The sequence below is a fragment of the Sebaldella termitidis ATCC 33386 genome, assembly GCF_000024405.1.
GTDB classification, from domain to species: Bacteria; Fusobacteriota; Fusobacteriia; order Fusobacteriales; family Leptotrichiaceae; genus Sebaldella; species Sebaldella termitidis.
Genome location: NC_013517.1, coordinates 2,310,248 through 2,329,813, shown reverse-complemented (window position 1 = coordinate 2,329,813; position 19,566 = coordinate 2,310,248). Strand labels below are relative to the sequence as shown.

Annotated in this window: 22 protein-coding genes; 1 reads left to right on the top strand and 21 read right to left on the bottom strand. The window is 31.7% G+C overall.

The window, feature by feature from the left end; genetic code table 11:
* Nucleotides 1-736: 736 nt before the first annotated feature.
* Genes murJ through STERM_RS10765 form a run of 3 tightly spaced genes read right to left on the bottom strand, consistent with a single transcriptional unit; the run spans nucleotide 737 to nucleotide 3,819 of the window.
* Entirely contained in the window at nucleotides 737-2,221 is a 1,485-nt protein-coding gene (gene murJ, locus STERM_RS10775; RefSeq protein ID WP_012861639.1) for a murein biosynthesis integral membrane protein MurJ, read from the bottom strand.
* Complete coding sequence (locus STERM_RS10770) at nucleotides 2,214-2,912, bottom strand: segregation and condensation protein A (RefSeq protein ID WP_012861638.1); 699 nt, start codon at nucleotides 2,910-2,912, stop codon at nucleotides 2,214-2,216. Before STERM_RS10770 ends, murJ begins: the two co-directional genes overlap by 8 nt.
* Nucleotides 2,875-3,819, bottom strand: a complete 945-nt coding sequence (locus STERM_RS10765) for a bifunctional riboflavin kinase/FAD synthetase (RefSeq protein WP_012861637.1) — start codon at nucleotides 3,817-3,819, stop codon at nucleotides 2,875-2,877. The genes STERM_RS10770 and STERM_RS10765 overlap by 38 nt, the downstream gene beginning before the upstream one ends.
* A 138-nt stretch (nucleotides 3,820-3,957) precedes the next feature.
* Here STERM_RS10765 and STERM_RS10760 point away from each other — a divergent pair, with 138 nt between their 5' ends.
* A complete protein-coding gene (locus STERM_RS10760; RefSeq protein ID WP_012861636.1) occupies nucleotides 3,958-5,649 on the top strand; it encodes a ClC family H(+)/Cl(-) exchange transporter in 1,692 nt (563 codons plus the stop codon).
* 81 nt (nucleotides 5,650-5,730) lie between these two features.
* Here STERM_RS10760 and STERM_RS10755 read toward each other — a convergent pair whose 3' ends face one another.
* The 18 genes from STERM_RS10755 to metF all read right to left on the bottom strand — a co-directional run bounded on the left by STERM_RS10755 (nucleotide 5,731) and on the right by metF (nucleotide 19,558).
* A complete protein-coding gene (locus tag STERM_RS10755) occupies nucleotides 5,731-5,985 on the bottom strand; it encodes a GNAT family N-acetyltransferase (protein ID WP_012861635.1) in 255 nt (84 codons plus the stop codon).
* The gene (locus tag STERM_RS10750; protein WP_012861634.1) at nucleotides 5,951-6,292 is read right to left on the bottom strand and encodes an MGMT family protein; all 342 of its coding nucleotides are present in this window, start codon (nucleotides 6,290-6,292) and stop codon (nucleotides 5,951-5,953) included. Before STERM_RS10750 ends, STERM_RS10755 begins: the two co-directional genes overlap by 35 nt.
* A 78-nt stretch (nucleotides 6,293-6,370) precedes the next feature.
* Nucleotides 6,371-6,931, bottom strand: coding sequence for a magnetosome magnetite crystal formation protein family (locus STERM_RS21265; protein WP_012861633.1), 561 nt, complete (start codon nucleotides 6,929-6,931; stop codon nucleotides 6,371-6,373).
* Nucleotides 6,932-7,015: 84 nt separating this feature from the next.
* Nucleotides 7,016-7,582 (bottom strand): pyridoxal 5'-phosphate synthase glutaminase subunit PdxT, encoded by a 567-nt coding sequence (gene pdxT / locus STERM_RS10740; RefSeq protein WP_012861632.1) that lies wholly within the window; start codon nucleotides 7,580-7,582, stop codon nucleotides 7,016-7,018.
* A gap of 1 nt (nucleotide 7,583) precedes the next feature.
* Nucleotides 7,584-8,459, bottom strand: coding sequence for a pyridoxal 5'-phosphate synthase lyase subunit PdxS (gene pdxS, locus STERM_RS10735; protein ID WP_012861631.1), 876 nt, complete (start codon nucleotides 8,457-8,459; stop codon nucleotides 7,584-7,586).
* 74 nt (nucleotides 8,460-8,533) lie between these two features.
* Nucleotides 8,534-9,373 (bottom strand): histidinol-phosphatase HisJ, encoded by an 840-nt coding sequence (hisJ, locus tag STERM_RS10730; protein ID WP_012861630.1) that lies wholly within the window; start codon nucleotides 9,371-9,373, stop codon nucleotides 8,534-8,536.
* 10 nt (nucleotides 9,374-9,383) lie between these two features.
* A complete protein-coding gene (hisIE, locus tag STERM_RS10725) occupies nucleotides 9,384-10,037 on the bottom strand; it encodes a bifunctional phosphoribosyl-AMP cyclohydrolase/phosphoribosyl-ATP diphosphatase HisIE (protein WP_012861629.1) in 654 nt (217 codons plus the stop codon).
* An 8-nt stretch (nucleotides 10,038-10,045) separates the two neighbouring features.
* A complete protein-coding gene (gene hisF / locus STERM_RS10720) occupies nucleotides 10,046-10,801 on the bottom strand; it encodes an imidazole glycerol phosphate synthase subunit HisF (protein WP_012861628.1) in 756 nt (251 codons plus the stop codon).
* 19 nt (nucleotides 10,802-10,820) lie between these two features.
* On the bottom strand, nucleotides 10,821-11,534 hold the full coding sequence (gene hisA / locus STERM_RS10715) for a 1-(5-phosphoribosyl)-5-[(5-phosphoribosylamino)methylideneamino]imidazole-4-carboxamide isomerase (RefSeq protein WP_012861627.1): 714 nt from the start codon (nucleotides 11,532-11,534) through the stop codon (nucleotides 10,821-10,823).
* Nucleotides 11,535-12,149, bottom strand: a complete 615-nt coding sequence (gene hisH, locus STERM_RS10710) for an imidazole glycerol phosphate synthase subunit HisH (RefSeq protein WP_012861626.1) — start codon at nucleotides 12,147-12,149, stop codon at nucleotides 11,535-11,537.
* On the bottom strand, nucleotides 12,146-12,736 hold the full coding sequence (hisB, locus tag STERM_RS10705) for an imidazoleglycerol-phosphate dehydratase HisB (protein WP_012861625.1): 591 nt from the start codon (nucleotides 12,734-12,736) through the stop codon (nucleotides 12,146-12,148). Before hisB ends, hisH begins: the two co-directional genes overlap by 4 nt.
* A gap of 64 nt (nucleotides 12,737-12,800) precedes the next feature.
* Nucleotides 12,801-13,868, bottom strand: a complete 1,068-nt coding sequence (gene hisC, locus STERM_RS10700) for a histidinol-phosphate transaminase (RefSeq protein WP_012861624.1) — start codon at nucleotides 13,866-13,868, stop codon at nucleotides 12,801-12,803.
* Nucleotides 13,865-15,151 (bottom strand): histidinol dehydrogenase, encoded by a 1,287-nt coding sequence (hisD, locus tag STERM_RS10695; protein WP_012861623.1) that lies wholly within the window; start codon nucleotides 15,149-15,151, stop codon nucleotides 13,865-13,867. The genes hisC and hisD overlap by 4 nt, the downstream gene beginning before the upstream one ends.
* Nucleotides 15,148-15,765: an ATP phosphoribosyltransferase gene (gene hisG, locus STERM_RS10690; protein ID WP_012861622.1), complete on the bottom strand. Its 618-nt coding sequence runs from the start codon at nucleotides 15,763-15,765 to the stop codon at nucleotides 15,148-15,150. The genes hisD and hisG overlap by 4 nt, the downstream gene beginning before the upstream one ends.
* 2 nt (nucleotides 15,766-15,767) lie before the next feature.
* Nucleotides 15,768-16,895 carry an ATP phosphoribosyltransferase regulatory subunit gene (locus tag STERM_RS10685; protein ID WP_012861621.1) on the bottom strand — a complete coding sequence of 376 codons (1,128 nt, stop codon included), beginning with the start codon at nucleotides 16,893-16,895 and terminating at the stop codon, nucleotides 15,768-15,770.
* Nucleotides 16,896-17,275: 380 nt separating this feature from the next.
* Nucleotides 17,276-17,731 (bottom strand): hypothetical protein, encoded by a 456-nt coding sequence (locus STERM_RS10680; RefSeq protein ID WP_012861620.1) that lies wholly within the window; start codon nucleotides 17,729-17,731, stop codon nucleotides 17,276-17,278.
* 57 nt (nucleotides 17,732-17,788) lie between these two features.
* On the bottom strand, nucleotides 17,789-18,658 hold the full coding sequence (locus STERM_RS10675; RefSeq protein ID WP_012861619.1) for a homoserine O-acetyltransferase/O-succinyltransferase family protein: 870 nt from the start codon (nucleotides 18,656-18,658) through the stop codon (nucleotides 17,789-17,791).
* A 21-nt stretch (nucleotides 18,659-18,679) separates the two neighbouring features.
* Nucleotides 18,680-19,558 (bottom strand): methylenetetrahydrofolate reductase [NAD(P)H], encoded by an 879-nt coding sequence (gene metF, locus STERM_RS10670; protein WP_012861618.1) that lies wholly within the window; start codon nucleotides 19,556-19,558, stop codon nucleotides 18,680-18,682.
* Between the last annotated feature and the right edge of the window lie 8 nt (nucleotides 19,559-19,566).

Here is a 19,566-nt window from a genome sequence, read left to right as displayed (position 1 = left end):
CTATACTTATATTTTTATCTAAAATGTATCACATAAATTTTCAGAAGTCTTCAAAGCTATAAATTTTTAAAAACTAATAAAACTATTTATTTCTGTTTCAGTATATTTTTTTTAATTTAATCTTACTGCTGCAGGATCAATAATAAAAATTTTCATAGAAAAGTCATATGAGATTCTATTATTTAAACAAATCTTACATATGACAGATAAAGTTTCGTAATTATAATATAGCTTTCCATTGCAGCTGATTTATTAAATCAGTTATTTTTAAGTTAAATAATTTCTTTGGAACCAAAATATTATCCTAAATAACATCAGAAAAAGCAATCACAACTACTTAAACCACTCCCCCTACCTAAAAATAAAAAAAGTTTTCCACATCTGGGAGTTTAAAAGTCCTGTTTTTTAACATTTCCACGCTGTACTAAAAATTAGAACCCCTAAAATCAATGTTCAGAAAAAATAAACCAACTAAAACTTTTCCACATTTCTACATCATATTTTTTAAACCATTTTATAGTTTTATGATAAACCTAAAATTAGTTTAACGTTTTTATACTCTCGTGATCCCATTGCTTTTTATCAAGAGGTGTTGCAAAATAGCAATGTCTTGTTTCGTGATAATATGACAAAAATTATTTAAATGCCCTATTCTATTAGCCTATTATTGTTTATACACTAATTTTATAAAAAAAATACCCCTGATATTTAATCAGAAGTATTTTAATGATTTAGTTTATCCAAACATGTTTATTTTTTGTTTTATTATTTTTGGAGACCACAGTAATAGATAAACCACTGCGAATATTATTAATTTTATAACTATAGATATCCTAAAGTCTCCTATTTCCGGTATAAATGATGAAACTATATATGCTATTCCCGATATGATCAATGTAATAACTATAAATTTAATATATTTCAGAAAGTCTAATTTTATATAGTTTTTATTCAGTGAGAGTAAAAGTATAAGATAATTCACCATTGCAGCTGTTGAAGTAGCAAATGTCAGCCCCATGTGTTTATATTGTTTGTAAAGAAGAAAATCCAAAGCTATATTTATCCCTATTCCTACAAATGACGATATAACCGGTCTTTTTCTGTCCTTAAATACATAATGACTCCTTGTAAGCAGATGTATTGTTGAAAAAAACAGTAATCCTACTGAATAGAATGTCAGAGCCTGAGATGTCACCACTATCATATCTTCACTGAAAGCTCCCCTTTTATATATTAGCGATACTATTTCTTTTGAATAAAATATTAGTACTATCTGTGATGGAATGACGAAAAATGCCAGCATATTCAGTCCACGTTCGATTTGACTCTTTACTACATTCATCTGCTTCTTAACAGCAGCTTGTGATAAATTTGGAAATATTACGACCGATAATGATATTGCAAATACCCCTATAGGCAGTAAATATAATCTGCTTGAATAATTCAAAGCACTGACTGTTCCTGCTGTTAATGCCGCCGCAAACCGTGTATCTATCATTTCATTAATCTGATATCCAAAAATTCCTATAAGAGTGGGAATCATCAGTAGAAACATTTCTCTAATATACTTATCCTTTATATCGAAAATAAGTTTATATCTTTTTACTATCATAAAAAACTGCGGCAGCTGCATTAATAATTGAAACAGCCCGGATAAAAGAACTGAAACTCCTAAACCATAAATCCCGTATTTTTTCCCGAACAATAATACTCCGCATATAATTGTAAGGTTAAAAACAAGTGCTGTTGATGTAGAAATTACAAATTTTTTAAAATTATTTAAAACTGCTGATACTATTCCGGATAATGATATAAATAAAAAGTAAAAAGCCATTATCTTTAATAAATTATTCGCTACATTGAACCGAGCTTCATCTTTAAAGCCTACAAATATTTTCAGCATATATTCCGAAAAAAATATCATAAATATTGATACTGTGGTGGAAAAGGCAAATACCAGATTTAAAACTGAGAATATAAGGTCATCGGCTTTGTCTTTCCCTTCGAGCTCCCTTTTTTCATTATATAAAGGAATAAATACCGAGCCTAATGCCCCCTCTCCTAAAAGCTGTGTAAAAAAATTGGATATTTTGAATGCTCCGAAATATGCATCTGTCATTCCTGTTGCTCCAAAAAAACTTCCTATAAGTATTTCCCTAACCAGACCCAGGATCCTGCTCAGCATATTTATAATCATAACTAACAAACTGGACTTAAACATAATTCAACCTCATAACATAAAATTCATTTTCTTCAAACTGTATATCAATTACTCCGTCTTTAAAGAGATCCAGTATACATAAAAATAGTGATACTATACGCAAACGTGTGTATTTATTCTTTAGTAACATATTAAAATTAACCCTTTCTTTAGTATTTATCATCTCGTAGACCTCTTTATAAGCTTCTTCAATTGTATATTCTTCTTCAAGCTCTACTTTTATAGTAATTTTTACTTCTTCTTTCAGGAGATTTTTGAAATGAGAAAACAAATTATTTATGCTCAAAGCTGACAGATCGTATTCTATCTCAGATGGAACAACACTTTGCAGCCCGGATCTTTTATAGGCAATATTATATTCATTTTCATATTCTGCCATTTTTTCTGAAATTTCTTTAAATAATTTATATTCTATAATTCGTTTTTCCAGATCTTCTTCCCTTTCCTCTTTCTTTCCTTTATTTAATATGGAATAGGCTTTAATTTCTATTAATTCGGTAGCCATTACAAGAAATTCAACTTTTACTTTAAGATTCAGCTCCTGTGCTTCCTTTATATACATTAAATAATCTTCTATAATCTGAAATATATCTATTTTTGTAATATCCATTTTATTTTTTTCGACTAAATGTATTAAAAGATCAAGAGGACCTTCAAAATTTTCGAGTTTTATCTGTATTGCCATACTCATCTTTCACTTTCTTTTTCCAGTATTTTACATCATTGCCTATCTTTTCGACCAGTTGGTCTATTCCGTTGAATTTTATCTCATCACTGATTTTTTCAAGAACATAAATTATAATTTTTTCTCCATAAATAAATTTGTCAAAATTAAGAATATGTACTTCTACACTCAGTTCTCCGGGTTTTAATGTAGGGTTTTTCCCAAGATTCATTACTCCGTTATAAATGTTATTGTCGCCTTCTATTTTTACATACACACCATACACTCCAAATGGCGGGTAAACTTTATTTTCAAATATAAGATTAGCTGTTGGAAATCCCATCTGACGAGCCATCTTTTTTCCGTGTACTACTTCTCCCGCTATAATCGGATAATGTCCCAGAAGTTTTGTCGCTTCTGAAAGATTACCGTCTTCTATATATTTTCTTACACGGGTGCTGCTTATTACCTCTCCGCTTTCATCTTTCACAGAGTCTATGACTACGACTTTTACGTTTTTTTCCTGTCCAAGTTTTTTTAATAAATCTGTATTACCTGACTTATTTTTTGAAAATGTAAAGTCAAATCCACATATAACTTTATCTGAATGAAGTCTGTCTATTATTATTTTCTGAATAAACTCTTCAGGTGATAAATTTTTTACCTCATCAAATTCTTCAAAATAGACATAATCCAGATTAAATTTTTTGAGTAATAAAATCTTCTCTTCATTATTAGTCAAAAGTTTTATATTTTGATTGGTATGTGTTTTGAAAGTATAGAGTACAGTCTTATATTCCGTATCTTCAGAACATTCAATTCCTCTTTTTATTAGTTCCTGGTGACCAAGATGTATCCCGTCAAAATTTCCGAGTATTATGATATTTTTTTGTTTTTTCAGCTCTGAAATATTGTTTTTATCAATTATTTTCATTTTATTATCCTCCATCAAACTCCTTATATTATAGTATATTCTAATTGTAGAAAGCAAGACGTTATTATTTTTTTTATTTGATATGAAATAAATTATCTGTTATTATTATAAATATATATAACAAAAGGAATGAAAAATATGAAAAATGATCTTTTAAATCTGCTAACAGACTGGCAAAAGCTGAAATCAAGAAAACATAACCTTTTATTGATATTTTACAGTTTATTAACAGGTACACTTTCAGGAGCTGTAGTTATTTTATACAGGCTCGGACTTGATAAAATCGGAATTTTGAGAGAAAAGCTTTTTGAGAATCTATCTGTTTGGAATTTTTGTACAGGTATTTTTATATTTATACTCATTGGAGTTATTCTACAGTTTCTTGTTATGAAATTCCCTCTTATTTCAGGAAGCGGAATACCTCAGGTAAAAGCACTGCTCATGCAGAAAATACATTTTCGCTGGCTCCCTGAACTTATTTTAAAGTTTTTTGGCGGGCTTTTGAGTATTGGTGTAGGTCTGTCCCTTGGAAGAGAAGGTCCGTCAATACATCTTGGTGCTCTCGTAGGTGAAGGGATAAATGAAGTAACAGGGCGTTCTGAAATGGAAAAGAAATATTTTATTACCTGTGGTGCCAGTGCAGGACTTGCTGCTGCTTTTAATGCCCCGCTTGCAGGAGTTATATTTGCTCTTGAAGAATTGCATAAGTTTTTTTCACCTCTTTTATTAATTTGTACTTTAATAGCAAGTATTACAGCAGATTTTCTGACAAGAATTTTTTTGGGATACCACCCAGTCTTTAATTTTGAGGTAACTGCCCCTACTGAATTTAATTCTCTGATGGAAATTTTTCTTATCCTCATATTTGGAATAATAATGTCTTTTATGGGAAAACTCTTTAGTGATAATCTGATAAAATTTCAGAAAGTATATAAAAAAATAGATCTGAATCCTTATTTCAAAGCGGCTGGCTTAATGCTCATAGCTTTTTTTACAGCTTTTCTTTTTAAAGATATTACAGGAGGCGGACATAATCTTATAGAAAAAATAACTCAGTATCCTACTCCGGTACTTATATTATTTTTACTTCTTGCAGGAAAATTTTTATATACTCTTATATCTTACAGCAGCGGCTTTCCCGGAGGTATATTTCTCCCTATGCTTGTTATAGGAGCTTTATTAGGGAAAATTTATGGAATATTTATAGTAAATTTATTTGGTGTTTCTGATATTTATATTACACATTATATAATTTTGGGAATGGCTGCTTATTTTACAGCTGTAGTAAGAGCACCGATTACCGGAATAATTTTGATTCTGGAGATGACAGGAAATTTTTCACATTTATTTGCTCTGACATTTATATCGGCTGTATCATATATTATAACTGAATTTATTAATCTGGAACCTGTTTATGATGTTTTGTTTAATAATATGTCTTTTGCTTCTAATAAGGATATTAATAAAGAAAAAAAGATAATTACAGTTACGATACCGGTAATAGCAGATTCTAAACTTTCAAATAAAATGGTGAGAGATTTGAAGTGGCCTGCTGATACACTTCTTGCCGGCATAAGACGGGACGGAAATGAATTTATACCAAACGGAAATACAATATTGAAGAACGGGGATCTTCTAGTCATTCTGACTGATAAGGAAAAAGCTTCTGTTATTGCATATTATCTCTATGAAATGGGTACTATAGTAAAATTTTCAAAAAAAAATAGAACCAAAAAAGGAGTGACTCTGTTTATAAGAGTCACTCCTCTTCTTTATATTAAAAATTCCTTGCCATACTCTGCCGCTTTTTCAAATCCAAGTCTGCTGTAAAATGCTGTATGACCTAAAACTATTATGCTCTTTTCTTTCATCTCTTTCAAATATTTCAGGCTTTCTTTTATCAGTCTGTACCTATGCAGTCTTCTGATATTCCGTAAGCACACACATCGGAGCTAAAGCAGTTGAATTCCTATCATCTGTTTTTATTCTGCTGTACATAATATGTCCGATTATTTTCCCATTATCTTCTGCTATAAGTGAAAGTATAAAACTTTTTCGCTTTCTGATGTTATTTATCAGCTTGCTTTCATAATCTCCGTTAATGCAGGTATTATTTATATGCCGAATATCATCAAGATCTTTTTTTTCTTCTTTCCTTATTAGCATTAGAATCTCTTCCTTTATTTATATAAACTTCATTTATTTTCCCGTTTTTATCAAAACGAATTCCTTCCTGCTCAAGCATTTCACGCTGAAATTGTCCTGCTTCCCCTGACAGGCTTATTTTTCCCTGAGAATTTATAACCCTGTGCCACGGCAGTCCGTATTTTTCACTGCAGCTGTGCAGAATCCGTGATACCTCTCTGGCTCCTCTGTTTTTTCCGGCTGTTTTGGCTATGTCCCCATATGACATTGTTTTACCGCTAGGAATAGATTTTATTATTTTTATAACTTTTTTTGTATAATCATTCATATTTTCCCTCAGAAATAATATTTTTTTATATAAAAACAGCAGATAACAAAATACCTGCTGCTATTCTTTTTATTTTTATTACTTTATTAAGTTTAATGAAAATGGGAATTTATAATGTTCTCCATCTTTAGCTTTTACTAATGCCATTATTTCAAAAACTAATGCACATATACCTAGAACAAATGATAAAAAGATTCCTATTAAAACGATCCATAATATTCCTGCTATAACATAAGCAATTAAAAGTGTCAATTGAAAATTTAAGTCATTTTTTGCTTCTTGTTTTAAAAATTCTGAGTTATCGCTAACTGCAAAATAGAATATTAATGGTGAAATAAATCCTAACATTGAAAACCCAAGTATTATAGACAAAATATGCATAATAACCGCTTTATTCTTATCATCAGCTGTTACTTCCATTACATCTGCCATTGTCTGATCGAAACCTGATTTTACCTGTTCCTTTACTTCAGAAAATTTCTCTTTGGCAGCTTCACCTGTCTGCTTCACATCTTCTCCTGCTTCATGTGCATATTCCTTTACGTCATCTACCGTCTTATCTAATTTTATTTTAGCATTATCTGCTTTTTCCTCTACATTATCTTTAACATCTTCCAACTTATCTTTCATATCACTCATTGTTATTCCTCCAGTCATATTGTTATATTATTTCATGATTATTATATCATAAAGTAGTTATGAAACTCAAATAAGAAAAATAATTTATTCTGTAATTTTTTCTATAAAATATTTATGGACTCTGGTATCCTTTGTCAATTCAGGATGAAATGCAGTAACAAGAATATTTTTTTCTTCTGCAGCAATTATTTTTCCTTTCACTTCCGATAATATTTTTACATTATTTCCTATTGATTTTATATATGGTGCTCTTATAAAAACCATAGGTATTTTTCCTATCCCTTGAAATTCTTCTTCGGTGACAAAGCTTCCCAGCTGTCTGCCGTAGGCATTTCTTTGAACTTCAATATTCATACATCCAAGATGAATTCTTTTATCATTTTCAATTTTTTTGGCTAACAATATCAGACCGGCACAAGTACCAAACACAGGAATTCCATTTTCGATCATATTTTTTAGTTCTTCCATCATATCCAGATCATTTAGGAGCTTGCCAATTACTGTACTTTCACCGCCGGGAATAATTAGACCGTCTGGTCGTTTTTTAAGATCTGATTTTTTTCTTATCTCATAAGAATCCGCTTCAAGTTTATCCAAAATATCTTTATGTTCTTTAAAAGCTCCCTGAAGTGCCAAAATTCCAATATTCATTTTACTTTCCTCTTTCAGCCATTAATATTTGAATTTCATTTTCATTAATACCCACCATCGCTTCACCAAGATCTTCAGATATTTCTGCCAGAATTTTCGGATCATTATAATTTGTTACGGCTTTTATAATTGCCTGTGCTCTCTTTTTGGGATTTCCAGATTTAAAAATTCCAGATCCGACAAACACTCCTTCTGCACCAAGCTGCATCATTAATGCTGCATCTGCCGGAGTCGCCACACCGCCGGCTGCAAAGTTTACGACAGGGAGTTTCCCATTTTTATGTACAAAATTAATAATATCATATGACACCTGAAGCTCTTTTGCAGCAAAATATAATTCGTCTTCATTCATATTTTGTACTTTTTTGATTTCACTCATCATTGCACGCATGTGTCTTACTGCTTGAACAATATCGCCTGTTCCGGGTTCTCCCTTTGTTCTTATCATAGAAGCCCCTTCCTGAATTCTTCTGAGTGCTTCGCCCAAATCCTTTGCACCGCATACAAAAGGTACCTTGAATTTAGTTTTATTTATATGATATTTATCATCTGCCGGTGATAAAACTTCACTTTCATCTATATAATCTATCTCAAGAGCTTCCAGAATCTGAGCCTCTACAAAATGTCCGATTCTTGCTTTTGCCATTACAGGAATACTAACTGCCTCCTGTATTCCTTTTATCATTTTAGGATCGCTCATTCTTGAAACTCCCCCGGCTGCTCTTATATCAGCCGGAATTCTTTCCAGAGCCATTACAGCTGCCGCTCCGGCTTCCTCTGCTATTTTTGCCTGTTCAGGATTGGAAACATCCATTATTACACCGCCCTTTAACATTTGAGCCAAGTTTTTGTTAAGTTCATATCTTTCATTTTCCATTTTTTTACTACTCTCCTTTTCATAAAATATATATAATAAAATTACATACTCTTATATCAAAATTTTTCAGGATATTATTTTACTTCAATATCCTGAAATTCTGATTTTTTTAAAATTTTTATTTTCTTAAATCCTGTTTCTTTTATTACTTCCATTGATTCATCAAAATAATAATCCAGGTTTTCTACTGAATGAACATCAGAATTCAATGTAATAGGAATATTTTTTTCCAGAATAAGCTTTAGAATAAATTTCGACGGATATGGAAAATTTGTCCATCCTCTTGACATTGCTCCGGTATTTACTTCTATTATCGAATTACTGCTTTTTATTTTATCCAGTGCTTCATCAATCAGGCTTATGTACCATTCCTCAGTTTCATCAAAATATCTGTTATCAGAATTGAATTTTTTTACCAGATCAATATGACCTATAATATCAGGTTCCTGCTCTTCAATCATTTCTAACAGGGTTTCATAGTATTTTTTTATATAATTTCTTACACCGCCAAAAGCTTTTATACCTTCTTCGGTTATTTCCGGAGAACTGTCAATACTGTAATATTCCCCGGTAGTATCATTTTTTATCAAATGGACAGACCCCAGAGTATAATCCAAAGATAATTTTTCCTTTATATCTTTTTTATAACCGGAATAATAATCTGTTTCCAGGCCAATATAAACTTCAATATCACCTTTATATTTTTCTCTTAAACCTTTTAATTCTTTTATATATTCCAGAGTTCCCTCCTCACTCATTCCCCAGTCTTCGCCAAGAGTACCCGGAATATAAGAATGTCCTGAAAATCCTATACTTATAAATCCAAGTTCTATTGCCCTTTTTATATACTCTTCAGCACTGTTATTACCATCACAGTAAAGTGTATGAGTGTGTAAATTTGATAAAAATTTCATACTGCCTCCTTTATTTCATTTTTTCCTGTTTTACCTTCTTATCTACAACCTGTCTTTTCTTTAATTCTTCCTTTATATCAGCGAGAGTAATATCTTTCTCTATCATAAGCACCATTGAATGATATACAAGATCTGCAAGCTCATAAACTAATTCTTCATTTCCCTTATTTTTAGCGCCTATTATTACTTCTGTACACTCTTCTCCTATTTTTTTCAGTATTTTATCCAGACCTTTTTCAAATAAATAAGATGTGTAAGAATTCTCAGTATTATTTGTCTTTCTCTCTTTTATCAGATCATATAACTTCTGAATAGAAAAATTTTCTTCCCGGGTTTTGAAAATCAAGTTGTTAAAACATGATTCGGCACCTGTGTGACACGCCGGACCGTCCTTTATTACTTCAATTACAAGTGAATCATTATCGCAGTCAGACTTTATACTTACCACATGCTGATAATTTCCGGAAGTCTCGCCTTTTCTCCATAATTCATTTCTGCTTCTGCTGTAAAAACATGTTTTTCCTTCATTTATTGTTATTTTCAAGCTTTCAGAATTCATATATGCCACAGTCAGTACTTCTTTGGTATAATAATCCTGAATTACTGCCGGGATAAGACCATTGCTGTCAAACTTCAATTCTTTTATGTTATTATATAATACCATATTTCCTCCTATATTCTTACTACTATATTATTTTTTTCCAAATATCTTTTCAAATCCATTATATCTATTTCTTTAAAGTGAAATATAGAAGCAGCAAGTCCCGCATCTACCCCCTCAAGCATAAAAACATCCTTGAAGTGTTCCATATTGCCTGCACCGCCTGAAGCTACTACAGGGATACTCAGATTTTTACTTATATCTTTTAGTAGTTCCAGATCAAAACCATTTCTTACCCCATCTGTATCAATACTGTTCACTACAAGTTCTCCAGCACCGTTTTTTTCACCCAGCTCTGCCCATTCTATCGCATCTATTCCAGTATTTATTCTGCCGCCATTGGAAAAAACACAGTATTTTCCATCTACTCTTTTTATATCTATTGATAAAACCACACACTGGTTACCATATTTTTCAGCAGCCACTTTTATCAGTCCGGGATTTTTTATTGCCCCTGAATTTACACTTACTTTGTCAGCACCGGCTTTTAATACAGCATCAAAGTCTTCCACGCTATTTATCCCGCCTCCGACTGTAAGGGGAATAAATACTTCTCTTGCCACATTTTTTAGTACATCTATAAAGATTCCCCTCTTTTCGTAGGAAGCAGTTATATCATAAAATACCAGCTCATCTGCACCAGATTCATTATAAAATTTTGCAAGCTCCACAGGATTATCTACATCCTGAATACCTTTAAAATTTTTTCCTTTTACTACTCTCCCGTCCCTTACATCAAGACAGGGAACTATTCTTTTTGTTATCATTAAATTTTCCTCCTGAATTTTATTCGGCTGTTTTTATAATCTCTTCCAGATTCAGAGTATTCTCATATATAGCCTTACCTACTATTGCTCCGTATATATTTAATGATTTAAGCTCGATTATCTCATCCTTATATGTAATTCCGCCTGATGCAGTTATCTTTGACTTTATTACTTTACTTAATCTTCTGTATATTTCTATGTTAGTTCCGCTCATTTTACCGTCTTTTGAGATATCAGTATATATAATATTATCTACTCCAATGTCCGATAATGTTTTGCAAAATTCAAAAGAATCTATGGATTTTACTTCTTTCCAGCCGTTTACTGCTACTTTTTGATCGTGTGCATCTACAGAAACTGCCACCTTATCCTTATATTTATGCACCATTTCTACAAGAAATTCCGGATTTTCTATTGCGGCCGTTCCCAGTATGACTCTATTTACTCCAAGCTCCAGATATTTTTTTATTCTTTCTTCATTTCTTATACCGCCGCCTACCTGAATAAATAAGTCACTATTTTCTACAAGCATTTTTATAGTTTCAAAATTTTCCGTTTTCCCGCTGCTGGCACCGTCAAGATCCACTATATGAAGATATTGACTGTTATTTTTTTTAAAAAATTCAAGAACCTCAGCAGGATTTTTAAAATATACTTTTACCTGATTATAGTCCCCTTGTGTTAATCTTACTGCTTCTCCGTTTTTCAAATCTATTGCCGGAAATATTATCATTTATATCATCTCCCCGAAAGCTTTTAATATATTTAATCCTGTTTTCCCGCTTTTTTCAGGATGAAACTGTATTCCGTAAATATTATTATTTTTTACTATTCCCGGAATTTTTATGTCATAATCTGAACAGGCTATTACAGAATCATTACAGTTTTCTGCATAATATGAATGCACATAATATACATATTCACCTGCATTTATATATTTCAGAATTTTATCCTCTTTTAGAAATTCAAGACTGTTCCATCCCATATGAGGTACTTTTAATTTTTTATTTTTCAAATTATCTTTCATAGAAACTATATCCCCGTTTATAAGTCCAAGTCCTTTATATTCTCCGTATTCATAGCTTTTATCAAATAAAAGCTGCATTCCCAGACATATTCCCAGTATCTTTTTCCCATTTTCTGCTTCTTCCTTTACAATAGTACCCAAACCTGTCTTATTAAGAATGTCTATTGCATCTCTGAATGCTCCTACTCCCGGAAGTATCAAGGCATCTGCCTTTCTTATTTCACTTTCACTGTTTGTAAATATATTTTCCAGTCCTGTATAGTCAAGTGATGATTTCAGTGAAAATAAATTGCCTACACCATAATCTATCACTGCTATCATGCTAACACTCCTTTAGTAGACAGTATTTCATCCTTAAATTTTTCATCTATTTCCACTGCCTGCGCAATAGCTCTGGCAAATCCTTTGAAAACAGACTCTATTATGTGATGTGAATTCTCTCCGTAGAAAGTTTTTATATGTATTGTAGCTTCTATTCCTCTTGTAAATCCAAGAAAAAATTCTTTTACCAGCTCTGTATCAAAGCTTCCTACTTTTTGTGTAGGAATATCAACATCAAACTTTAAATATGACCGTCCGCATATATCTACAGCAACAAGTGTTAATGCTTCATCCATAGGCATATAAAAGTTGCCGTATCTGTTTATTCCTCTCACATCTCCGAGTATATCCGCAAAGCATTTTCCGATTACTATTCCTATATCCTCTACTGAGTGATGATAATCTACATCAATATCTCCGTTACAGATTACCTCCATATCAAATCTCCCGTGTTTCGTAAACAGATCGAGCATATGATTAAGAAATCCTATTTTTGTATCATTTTTATATTTTCCGGTTCCGTCCAGATTAAGCTTCACTCTTATATCCGTTTCATTGGTTTTTCTTTCTATTATTGTTTCTCTCAAGATTATTCCTCCTAATATTTCATCTGATTTAGATTCAAAATAATTAATATGATATTATCAAAGCTTATTTATTCTGTTTTAAAATTTCTTTTATTTTCTCCTCAAATATTTCCATTTCTTTTTCTGTACCTATTGTTATTCTTATAAAATTATCTATTCCCGGCTTTTTGAAATATCTCACGAGAATTCCGCTGTCTTTTAATTTCAGATATAATTCCTCACCAGAGATTCTGCTGTGACTCACAAATAAAAAATTTGCTTTGGAATCCGGTACAAAAAAGCCGTATTCTTTTAAGACTTTTTTTGTTTTCTCTCTTGTTTTTATAAGTGCCTCTACAGTTTTTAGAAAATATTCCGAATCTTTTACTGCGGCAGTACCTGCTTTTATAGATAATCTGTTAATTGTATAGGAATTAAAAGAAAATTTCACTTTATCCAGACCGTCTATAAGCTCTTTATTTCCTGCTGCAAAGCCTAAACGCATCCCTGCAAGAGCTCTTGATTTTGAGAATGTCTGAATTACCAGAAGATTATCATATTTTTTTGTTAATTCCAATACAGATTCACCGCCGAAATCTATATATGCTTCATCTATAATTACTATATTATCTTTATTGGCAGCTATTATTTCTTCAATTTGATCTCTTCCCAGTGCAATACTTGTGGGTGCATTGGGATTAGCCAGAATTATTCCACTGTCCAGATTTTTATAATCATCAGTTTCTATTTCAAAATTTTTATTCAGAGGAATTGTTTCAGGCTTTAGATCAAATAAATCTGAATACACCGGATAAAAGCTGTATGTTATATTTGGATAATATATCTTATCTCCGCTGTTAAAATAGGTCATAAAGGCAAAAGCCAAAATCTCGTCAGAACCGTTTCCTATAAATATGTTCTCAGTATTTAGACCGTAAAAAGAAGCAATTTCATTTTTCAGCTCTGATACATCAGGATCAGGATAAAGCCGCAAATCTTCAAAATCATAATTTTTTATTATATCCTCTACCATAGGCGAGGGTGAATAAGGAAACTCGTTTGTATTTAGTTTTATATATTTTTTATCCTTCGGCTGTTCTCCCGGAGTGTATGGAACCAGCTCCTTTACTTTATTATTCCAGAATCTGCTCATTTTTTACCACCTTCAAATCTTATTCTCACTGACTCTGCATGTGCATTAAGTCCTTCCTTTTCCGCAAAGCATATTATCTTATCCTTTACTTTTTCCAGTGCTTCTTTAGTGTAATAAATTACCGAAGATTTTTTTATAAAATCATCCACTGAAAGCGGCGAAGAAAATTTTGCAGTTCCGCTTGTCGGCAGTGTATGATTCGGGCCGGCAAAATAATCTCCCAGTGCTTCCGGAGTATTATTACCCAGAAATATCGATCCAGCATTTTTTATTTTTCCAAGAATGGAAAACGGATCATTTACACATAATTCCAAATGCTCCGGTGCTATTTCATTGCTGATTTTCACTGCCTCATCTATTGTTTCCGTTATTATTATTCTTCCGTTATTTTTTAGAGATTCCTTTGCTGTCTCTTCTCTTGGAAGCCTTTCAAGCTGTTTTACCAGTTCATTTTTTACTTTTTCAGCTATTTCCTCACTCGTTGTAACCAATACACTTGCTGCAAGCCTGTCATGCTCTGCCTGTGATAAAAGATCAGCTGCTACATTTTCCGGAACGGCATTTTCATCTGCTATTACAAGAATTTCGCTTGGACCTGCCACCATATCTATATCTACCTCGCCGTAAACCATTTTCTTTGCCATAGCGACATATATATTTCCGGGACCGGTTATTTTATATACTTTAGGAATAGTCTCCGTCCCGTAGCTCAAGGCTGCTATTGACTGTGCTCCCCCGATTTTGAAAATTCTGTCTGCTCCGGCTATTTTAGCAGCAGCGAGAATAGAATCTTCTATACTCCCCTCTTTGTTAGGAGGGCTTACAAGTATGATTTCTTCCACTCCGGCAATCTTGGCAGGAATTACATTCATTAATACCGTAGAAGGGTAAGAAGCTGTTCCTCCGGGGATATAAATTCCGGCTTTCTCTATAGGATTTATTATTTGTCCCAGCAAAACTCCATCTTTTCCATTTGTAAAAAAATTATTTCTGACCTGTTTTTCATGAAATTTTCTTATATTACCCGCAGCAGCAAGCAGTACTTCCTTGAATTCTTCATCGATTCTGTCATATGCTTCTTCTATCTCTTCACTGCTTACAGTTAAGCTTTCCAGTTTTACATCAAACATCTCGCTGTATTTGTAAAGTGCTTTATCGCCATTAGCTTTTACATCTTCTATTATTTCTCTTACCTTTTTGTTAATATCCTCATATTCAAACTGGCTTCTGGGAAATATCTCATCCAGTGCTGTATTTTTGTTATACCTTATTGTCTTTATCATATTACCTCCCTAAGTTTTTTTTCTATATTTTTTATCTCTTCATTTTTAAATTTGTAGCTCGTTTTGTTGGCAATAAATCTTGCACTTATCTCTTCTATGTCATTTATTACCTTTAGATTATTTTCTTTTAATGTATTACCGGTTTCCACTATATCCACTATTACGTCGGAAAGTCCCAGAATAGGAGCCAGCTCTATAGATCCGTTTAATTTTATTATATCTGTCTCTCTGTTCAAAGATGAATAATACTTTTTTGCTGTATTTACGTACTTGGTAGCTACTCTCAGCTTTCTTTCAGTATCTTCTTTATACCCTGAAAGAGCTGCAACTGATATTTTACATATTCCCAGATTCAGATCCAGAAGCTCATAAATATCATAAACATTCTCCAGTAATATATCCTTTCCTACCACACCTATATCTGCTGCACCTTTCTCTACATATATTCCTACATCTGACGGCTTTACAAGCAGATATCTGATATTTTTTTCCTTATTTTCAAAAATCAGTTTTCTGCTGTCCTCAGTCAGTTCATCACACTTATACCCTATTTTTTCAAATAAGCTGTATGTCTTATCTCCGAGCCTTCCTTTAGGCAATGCTATATTTAACACATTTACTCCTTCCCAACAAGTCTGTCATCTTCAAAAATGTATTTTTCTTTATACTTAAAATTTGTATTAAAGTCTTCCCTGTATTTTTCTGTTCGTATTGTAAGTCCCTGATCTATATATTTTTTCACGATATTCAGAAGCTTTGCATTATCTCCGTTTTTATATAATATCAAAATATCAAAATCATATTCTTTTTCTATTTTATATTTTCCGGAAAGTTCATCAAGATAAATTGCAAAACCTGTTGCACCTTTATTCTTATCGTATTTTTCAATCAGCTTATCGTAATTTCCGCCGGACAGTATAATTTTGGGATTATTTTCTATATATCCGTGAAATATAAGCCCGTTATAATAATCAAGGCTGTTTACTATAGAAAAATCCAGCAATATTTTTCCGTTTTTTATCATTTTCGGGAAAGCCTGTCCCAGCATTTTCAGTTCATCAAGCGCTTTCTGCATCTTTTCGTTCAAAACCAGCTTTTCTGCTTCTGTTATTACATTATGAAATTTACCTGATAAATCCGGAATTTTTATTAGAATTTCTTTATATTTAGATTCTACATTCTCTTTTGTAAGAATTTTTTCCAGATCATGAACATTTTTATGCTGTATATTCATTAACACTTCTTCTTCCAAAGTATATCCCAAATTCATTTCTTCAAATAATCCAGATAAGTAATTAATATTGGAAATATCCAGAATAAAATTTTTATTTATCAGTTCCATACTTTCTGCTGCAAGATTTATAATTTCAAAATCTGAATATCCGTCAGATTCTCCGAGTATCTCTACGCCGATCTGGTTTAATTCCTTATACTCCATATCCTCTTTGGAAAGTCTGTAGATATTTTCTATATAATACAGCTTTTCCATCTCTTTCTTTTTATCTCTGGCATACTTTTTTACTATGGATAAGGTTACATCCGGTCTTAGTGTCTGCAGCTTTCCTGTTGGTGCCATAAATGTAATAATATTTTCGATTTTTATAAAGTCGGCATTTTCATTATATAAATCGTAACTTTCAAATTTACTGAGTTTTATTTTCTTATATCCATACTGCTCATAATGTTTTCTAAGCTTCAGTATTATTTTTTCCTCTTCCTTCAGACTGCTTATAAATTTTTTCATTTTCTGTCTCCTTCCGATTATCTGCCTTAAAAAAAAATCCGGACATTTCTGCCCAGATTTCCTATATATTCATAAACTGGCACAGACTATTTTGAATTGTAAGTTCAAAAAGAGTCTGCTCCCAATAATTACTTCAGGTTCAAACTCTGCCAATATGATGATGTTTTCTTATTTTATTTATAGAATTATTATTTATAGTTATTAAAGTCATCATTTTCACTCCCGTTATTTTATAATTTATTATAGTACATTAATATTCATAAGTAAAATAGAAATAAAATATAGTTTTAATATATATGATATATGTAATAAAAAAAGACACTATATAAATGTCTTTTAACAAACTAGTTTAGCAGGCATCCTGCTTCTGTTATAAGAGATTACGGCAGTCTGTAAAGTCCCTCTTTAAAAGTTTTGGTAATAACAAGCTTCCCATTCACGAAAATCTCTCTTTTCATAATATAATCATTTTTAAGATAATCTATTGATCTAGGTTTTTCGTTTTTATCATAGTCTATCCATTTTCCATCAGCTATTCCGTTTTTAAATCCGGATTCAGATAATAATCTGCTGCTCTCTTTGTCATAGATATAAATTTTTCCATGAAATTTTGATTTTTTAATTGTAAGATATGTTATCGTATTATTATCAACAACCTTATATTTACCGTCTTCTGCTGTCTCTAATATACCGTTCGCCTCATCTGACGTATAAAGACCGTTAGTTTCATAAATTAATACATACTCCGGTTCAGATACTTCAATATAGCCGCTGAATTTTTCCGCATTAATGCAAAAACTGAAAACTATAAATATAAGAAAAAATATTTTCTTCAAATTTTCCAACTCCTCTTTTTCACTAATTATACCACAGCTAAATGATTTATAAAATAATTAAAAGCTTTCAAGCCAGTTGGAATAAAATATCCTTGAAAATTTTTCCCAGGAAAAAGCCGGTGAATTTTCCGGTTTATTATCCAAAAAATAATTATCAGGTATATTTATCTCCAGATTATTATTTATATCTCTGACATATTCATCTCTTAAATTATATTTATCATACTCCATGTGTCCTGATATATATATTTTATTTTTATCCTTTACTATAACAGGCTCATTATTTTCATCTGAAAGAAGTATTTCAAGACTGCTTTTTTTCTTTATATCTTCTCTTTTTATGTAAGTATATCTTGAATGCGGTATTTTGAAATCTTCATTATCAAGACTGTCAAACAGCTTCGATTTGTTTTCGCAGTTATGTTTAAATACACCAAACTTTTTACGTTTATAATCATATTTTGGTATATTATGAAAATAATATAATGCTGCCTGTGAACCCCAGCATATAAAAATAGAGGATTTCAGATTATTAATAAATTCAAATATTCCCTTAAGCTCTTCCCAGTATGCGACTTCTTCAAATTTTATTTTTTCAAGCGGTGCTCCTGTTATTATAGCTGCTTCAATATCCAGATTTTTTATCTCTTCTAATGATACATAAAATTCATTAAGATATTCGACATCTATATTTTTATATTTATGTGTATCAAGCTTCAAAAAAAACGGTTCTATCTCTTCATCCGGTTTCTTTGTGTTCAGGAGTCTCAGAATATGATACTCTGTTTTTACTTTATTGGGCATCAGGTTCAATACCAGAATTTTCTTGGATTTTTTGGAAACATTAAGCTTTCCGTTCTTTGTCTTTATATCGATCATTCCTTTCAGCTCCTCTATTACAGGCATATTTTTATTTAATATCAACATAAAAATCCTCCTCTCTGTTATTTATTCATAATATTTTCTTATGCTGCTTATATTTTCCAGAATCTCTTTTACTGCATTTGTCTTATTCATTGTATAAATATGTATTCCTTTTATGCCGGCAGAAAGCAGTTCTATTATCTGTTCTGTAGCATATGCTATTCCTGCCTGATACATTGCTTCATTATTATCCTCATAAGCATTTAGTATTCTTTCCAGCTTTTTCGGAATTTTACAGTTACATAAAGAAGTTATTCTTTTAATCTGTTTCGCATTAGTTACAGGAATTATTCCGGCAGCTAAAGGTACATTTATCCCTACTTTTTCAGCTTTATCACGAAAATCAAGAAAGCTTTCATTGTCAAAAAATATCTGTGATACCAGAAAATCAGTTCCGGAATCTACCTTTTTCTTCAAATTAAACAGATCTATAAGATCATTATTTTCATGATGAACCTCAGGATAAAAGGCTCCTCCCACAGAAAATCTCTTTGTAGCCCTGACCGCCTTTATCAGATCAGAGGCATACAGAAAGTCTCCTCTGTCATATATACTTTCATCCTGATCCTTTGGAATATCACCTCTCAGAGCAAGAATATTTTCTATATTATTCCTTTCCAGCTCATTCAGGAAATTTTCTATTTCGTCTTTCCTGCTTCCCACACATGTAAGATGCGTTACTGCTTCTATATTTAATTTATTTTTTATATACGAGGCCATCTCTATGGTGCCGCCCTTTGTAGTTCCGCCGGCACCATATGTAACACTTATAAAATCCGGCTTCTGTATACTCAGCTCGTCTATTACCCCGTACAGCTTTTCACTTGAAAAATTTTCATTAGGAGGAAATATTTCGAATGAGAATACTGCTTTTTTATTTTGATATATATCCTTTATTTTCATTTTTATCC